This is a genomic window from Caulobacter sp. CCH9-E1 (genome assembly GCF_001556515.1).
Lineage (GTDB): Bacteria > Pseudomonadota > Alphaproteobacteria > Caulobacterales > Caulobacteraceae > Caulobacter.
This window is the reverse complement of sequence record NZ_LSJA01000065.1, coordinates 1-5,555: the sequence shown is the minus strand read 5'-3', so window position 1 is coordinate 5,555 and position 5,555 is coordinate 1. Positions and strand designations below refer to the sequence as shown.

Below are 5,555 nucleotides of genomic sequence, written 5' to 3'. Positions count from 1 at the left end.
GCGCCTACGAAGCCGCCGAGGGCGCCGACGCCCTGGTCATCCTGACCGAATGGGACCAGTTCCGGGCCCTGGATCTCGACCGCGTCAAGCTCCTGATGAAGGCTCCGGTCGTCGTCGACCTGCGCAATGTCTACAAGCCCGCCGAGATGGTCCGGCATGGCTTCACCTACGCCAGCGTCGGGCGCGGCTGAACATGAGCAGGCCACCCGTCATCGTCACCGGCGCCGCCGGCTTCGTGGGCTACCACGTCGCCGAGCGGCTGCTCGATCGCGGCGAGGCGGTGATCGGCGTCGATGTCTTCAACGCCTATTACGATCCGGCTCTCAAGGAGGCCCGGGCGGCGCGCCTCCAAGGTCGAGACGGCTTCGCGATGGTCCGGATGGACATTGCCGACCATGACGCCTTGGCCGCGCTGGTGAAGACCTCGGGGGCGCGCCGGGTGATCCATCTCGCGGCTCAGGCGGGGGTGCGCTACTCCCTTGAGAACCCCTTCGCCTACGAGCGCAGCAACCTCGCCGGCCATCTCTCGGTGCTGGAGGCCTGCCGTCACGCCGACGTGGAGCACCTGGTCTACGCCAGCTCCTCGAGCGTCTATGGCGACCGGCCGCTGAATGGCGACGGCTTCAAGGAGACCGATCCGGCCGAGAGCCCGGTGTCGCTCTACGCCGCGACCAAGCGTTCGTGCGAGCTGCTCAGCCAGAGCTACGCGCGGCTCTACGGCTTTCCGCAGTCGGGCCTGCGGTTCTTCACGGTCTACGGTCCGTGGGGCCGGCCGGACATGGCCTATTACGGCTTCACCGAGAAAATGCTGAAGGGCGAGCCGATCGAGGTCTATGGCGAGGGCAGGATGGCTCGCGACTTCACCTATATCGACGACATCGTCGATGGCGTTCTCGGCGTACTCGACCATCCGCCGGCCCAAGGCGGGCACGAGATCTACAACATCGGCGACAACGATCCGGTCGGCCTGATGGACATGATCACGACGCTCGAAACGGCGCTCGGACTCGAAGCCCAGAAAGTGTTCCGTTCGATGCAGCCTGGGGACGTCACCGCCACCTTCGCCAATATCGACAAACTCCACGCCCTGTGTGGCTACAAGCCCAAGGTCAAGCTGGAAGAGGGATTGGCGAAGTTCGTCGCCTGGCGGCGGGCTTACGCCGACTGAGCCTGGGCCCGCTGGGCCAGCTGATGCTCGCGCCAGGAAATGAAGAGGGTTGAGGCCACGACGATCGCCGCCCCGACCAGCGTCGCCGGCTTTGGAACTTCGTGGAACAGCAGCAGTCCGGCGCCGACCGCGAAAACCAGGCGGGTATAGTCGATCGGCGCCATCACGGCGGCCTCGCCGGCCTCCATCCCTTTGATGTACGCCCCCTGCGTCAGCGTTCCGATCACGCCCATCGCCGCCAGCAGGGCCAAATCCGGCCAGCTTGGCCAGCGCCAGACGAACAGCGCCGGCGGGATCGCGAAGATCAGGCCCAGCACCGCCGCGTAGACCAGCAGCACGAAGGGGCTGTGGTCGCGGGTCATGACCTTCATGCCGGTGATGGTCAGGGCGAACAGGAAGGCCGAGGCCAGGGCGCAGACCTGCGGCCAGCCGATCCAGGCGTCCCATCCGCCTCCATGGGACCCGCCCGCGCCGGGCCGCAGCATGATCAGCACGCCGACAAAGCCGACCAGGGCCGCGCCGATCCGCAACGGCCCGATCGGCTCGCGCAGGACGAAGGCGGCCAGCGGCACCAGCCACAGCGTCCGCGTGAACGACAGCGCGTTGGCGTCGGCCAGGGGCAGCTTCTGATAGGCGTAGAAGCCCATGATCAGAGCCAGCACCCCGGCGCTGGAGCGGAAGATCAGGATCCCGGGCCGCGTCGTCCGGAACGCCGCGCGCCAGTCGCGGGCGATCAGCGGCAGCAGCACGATCACGCCCGCCAGCTGGCGGTAGAAGGTCTGCAAGGCCGCCGGATAGCCGGGGCCCAGGAACTTGATCAGGGTCGTCATCACCGTGAAGCCGAGGGCCGAGGCCAGCATCCACAGCGCGCCGCGCAGGTTGGGGGTCAGGCTCACCCCGCCCCGCCGGAGGCGATCAGAGCCGCCCGCATCTGCTCGGCCTGTTCGGGCGTGATGCCCATGGCCGCCAGGAGGGGCGAGGGCGTGTTGACGTCCCAGGCGCTGCGCGGCCCCACGGTGATGCCGCCGTCGACCACGATGTGCGTGCCGGTCACGAATTCGGAGTCGTCGCTGGCCAGGTAGAGGGCGGCGCGGGCGATGTCCTCAGGCAGGCCGGACTTCGGGATCGGCTGGATCTTGGGGCCGATCTGGGCGACCTGGGCGGCCATCTGGTCGGCGACCTCCCGTGGCAGGCCCATCGAGGCGCCGAAGATCGAGGTGGCGATCAGGCCGGGACAGATCGCATTGACGCGGATCTTGCGCGGCGACAACTCGGCGGCCGCGCAGCGACTCATGTGGATCACGGCGCACTTGGCCGCCGAATAGGCCAGCGGACCAAAGCCCGCCTGCAGCCCCGCGATCGAGGCGGTGTTGATGATCGAGCCGCCGCCACGCTTGGCCATCAGCGGGACGGCGTGCTTCATGCCGATCGCCGGACCGCGGACCAGCAGGGCGAAGGTCTTGTCCCAGCCGTCGACCGTCATGTCCTCGACACCCGCCGGGGTGCCGCCGTGGCCGGCGTTGTTGAAGAGGATGTCGAGCCCGCCGAACGCGCTCTCGGCCAGGCCCAGGGCGGCGGTGATGTCGGCTTCCGAGGTCACGTCGCAGCGGACGTAGCGGACGCGGTCGGGGAAGCGCTTTTCCAGCATCGCCCCCTTCTCGTCCTGCAGGTCGGCGGCGACGACCTGCGCCCCTTCCGCCACGAACAGTTCGACTGTGCCGAGCCCGATGCCCGAGCAGCCCCCAGTGACGACGGCGACCTTGCCGTTCAGACGTCCGACCATAGCGTTTGCCTCCGCGCTGTCCGACCTCTCATGGATCGGTGATCATTGATCATCTTCGCGAAGCGCGGGCGTCTTGGCTAGAGCGCCATACCCGAAAAGGCGTGCTTCTCGTGGGCAGGCGGCAACTCGGCAAGCGCGGCGACGGCGCCGTAAGGCCCCTGTCCGTCGCCGCGCCTGCCTAGCGTCACCTTGCGCCCCCTGAGGCGGCCTCGACGCGGAGAGTCCGCATCGGGGCGTGAGCGGCCCGGTCCTCCGCCGTCTCCGCTCGGTGGGGTGAGCGTCTTCGGCGGCGACCGAACCGGGGGCACAATCGCCGAGCAACCTGTCTGCTTCGCTAAGAAGGACGATTAGCGAACCTTAACCAAGCCCAACGAAACGGGGTTAATCGATCGTGATCACCACCTTGCCCATCGCCTTGCGGCTGGAGAGGTGGGCGATCGCCTCGCCGGCCCGCGCCAGGGGGAAGCGTTCGGAGACGTACGGGCGGATCTTGCCGGCGGCGTAGAGATCCATTAGGGCCTTCAGGTTGGCCGCGTGGCCCTTCGGATCGCGGGCCACGGCCGCGCCCCAGAACACCCCGACGATGTCGCAGGACTTCAGTAGGGTCAGGTTCAGCGGCACCTTGGGAATGCCCGACGGGAAGCCGATCACCAGGAAGCGTCCCTCCCAGCCCGAGGCCCGGATCGCCGCTTCGGAATAGTCGCCGCCGACCGCGTCATAGGCCACGTCCCAGCCGTTCGCGCCGCAGGCGCCCTTGAAGAGCTCGGCCAGGGCCTTCTGGCCGTCCTTGTCGAACGGCCCCCTCGGATAGACGACGCCGCTGTCGGCGCCGTGCTTGATGGCGAGGTCGACCTTCTCCTGGCTGGAGGCGGCGGCCACGACCTTGGCGCCCATGGCCTTGGCCAGCTCCACGGCCGCCAGGCCCACGCCCCCGGCCGCGCCCAGCACCAGCAGGGTCTCGCCGGGCTTCAGATGGCCGCGGTCCTTCAGCGCGTAGTACGAGGTGCCATAGGTCAGGACAAAGGCGGCGGCCTCGTCGAACGGCATGTTGTCGGGGATGTGGGTGCAGCGGCCCTCCTCCAGGGCCAGCTTCTCGGCGTAGCCGCCCCAGCCGGTCGAGGCCAGCACCCGGTCGCCGACCTTGAAGCGGGTCACGCCCTCGCCGACGGCGGCGATCACGCCCGAGACCTCGCCGCCGGGCGCGAACGGACGCGGCGGCTTGAACTGGTACTTGTCCTCGATGATCAGCACGTCGGGATAGTTGACGCCGCACGCCTTGACGTCGATCAGCACCTGACCGGGGCCGGCGACGGGATCGGGCAGCTCCTCCAGCACCAGGGTCTCGGGGCCGCCGACCGCCTTGCTGAGCACCGCCTTCATCTCGCCTCTCCCTGCGATTGTCTTTAATCAAGGCCCGGACGCTAGCGCGGGACGCGCCGCCAAGGAAGCAGAATGTCAAACAAGTGTTTTAGTCTCGCCCTGCACGGCGGCGCCGGCGCCAAGCGGGGCCACGACTACGCCGTGGAGATCGCCCACATGCGCGGCCTGGTCGAGGCCGCCCGCGACCGCCTGGCGGCCGGCGCCAGCGCCCTGGACGTCGCCGTCGAGACCGTCGTCGCCCTGGAGGCCAGCGGCCTCTATATCGCCGGCCGCGGCGCCTCGCCCAACGCCGACGGCGAATACGAGCTCGACGCCAGCCTGATGGACGGGACGACGCGCCTGGCCGGTTCGGTCGCCGCCCTGCAGGGCTTCAAGAGCCCGATCCTGGCCGCCCGCGCGGTGATGGAGCACACCCCCCACGTGATGCTGGCCGGCCAGGGCGCGATCGACTTCGCCGCCGACCAGGGCCTCGAGACCGTCGAGGACCCGGAGGCCTGGTTCACCCGCGCCGGCGCCTTCGAGGACAACCATCCTCCCGACGCCCTGCCCACCGGCACCGTCGGCTGCGTGGTCCGCGACGCCGAGGGCCGCCTGGCCGCCGCCACCTCGACGGCGGGCGTGTTCGGCAAGCGGCCCGGCCGGGTCGGCGACTCGCCGGTGATCGGGGCGGGGACCTATGCCGACGGCCACGCCGCCGTCTCCTGCACCGGCCAGGGCGAGTACTTCATCCGCGCCGCCGTCGCCGCCCAGATCGCCCATCGCGTCCGCTTCGGCGGCCAGACGCTGGAGGCCGCCGCCCAGGCCGCCATCCAGGAGGTCGCGGATCTTGGCGGCCACGGGGGCCTGATCGCGGTGGACGCCTCGGGAACCATCGCCATGCCGTTCGCCTCCAGCGGCCTGAAACGCGCCGCCCTGCTGCCCGACGGGACCATCGTCAGCGCGGCGTTCTGAGGAAGAGCGCCTCCGAATCCTCCCCCTAGCGGGGGAGGTGTCCGCGAAGCGGACGGAGGGGGAAGTCCTGCTGCCCCTGCTTCTTCCCCCTCCGGTCCTTCGGACCGCCTCCCCCACAGGGGGAGGATTGAACGCACGCACACCCCCGCCGCTTCACGCGATCGCTCGCTGAAGGGATGGAAAGGGACGCGGAGCGCCGGACGACGTCCGGAGTTCTGTTGTGTTGTTACCGTTTCGACGAAGCCCGACGCTCCGCGCGACCGTTATCCGCCA

At 69.4% G+C, this 5,555-nt stretch carries 6 protein-coding genes and 1 pseudogene; 4 read left to right on the top strand and 3 right to left on the bottom strand.

Annotation, left to right across the window (positions count from 1 at the left end; translation table 11 throughout):
• Both AX690_RS03400 and AX690_RS03395 read left to right on the top strand, forming a co-directional pair.
• A partial coding sequence (locus tag AX690_RS03400; protein ID WP_255357049.1) for a UDP-glucose/GDP-mannose dehydrogenase family protein occupies positions 1-191 on the top strand: 191 nt, incomplete at its 5' end.
• Positions 192-193: 2 nt separating this feature from the next.
• Positions 194-1,168: an NAD-dependent epimerase/dehydratase family protein gene (locus AX690_RS03395; protein ID WP_066681827.1), complete on the top strand. Its 975-nt coding sequence runs from the start codon at positions 194-196 to the stop codon at positions 1,166-1,168.
• Here the strand turns inward: AX690_RS03395 and AX690_RS03390 are convergent.
• From AX690_RS03390 to AX690_RS03380, 3 genes are all read right to left on the bottom strand, one after another.
• The gene (locus tag AX690_RS03390; protein ID WP_066681825.1) at positions 1,156-2,064 is read right to left on the bottom strand and encodes a DMT family transporter; all 909 of its coding nucleotides are present in this window, start codon (positions 2,062-2,064) and stop codon (positions 1,156-1,158) included. The genes AX690_RS03395 and AX690_RS03390 overlap by 13 nt on opposite strands.
• On the bottom strand, positions 2,061-2,951 hold the full coding sequence (locus tag AX690_RS03385) for an SDR family NAD(P)-dependent oxidoreductase (RefSeq protein WP_066681823.1): 891 nt from the start codon (positions 2,949-2,951) through the stop codon (positions 2,061-2,063). Before AX690_RS03385 ends, AX690_RS03390 begins: the two co-directional genes overlap by 4 nt.
• Positions 2,952-3,332: 381 nt before the next feature.
• Positions 3,333-4,331 carry an NADPH:quinone oxidoreductase family protein gene (locus tag AX690_RS03380; protein ID WP_066681820.1) on the bottom strand — a complete coding sequence of 333 codons (999 nt, stop codon included), beginning with the start codon at positions 4,329-4,331 and terminating at the stop codon, positions 3,333-3,335.
• A gap of 72 nt (positions 4,332-4,403) precedes the next feature.
• Here AX690_RS03380 and AX690_RS03375 point away from each other — a divergent pair, with 72 nt between their 5' ends.
• Complete coding sequence (locus tag AX690_RS03375; RefSeq protein WP_066681819.1) at positions 4,404-5,282, top strand: isoaspartyl peptidase/L-asparaginase family protein; 879 nt, start codon at positions 4,404-4,406, stop codon at positions 5,280-5,282.
• Between the two features lie 147 nt (positions 5,283-5,429).
• A pseudogene (locus tag AX690_RS23545) lies at positions 5,430-5,555 on the top strand (hypothetical protein); the annotation flags it as partial.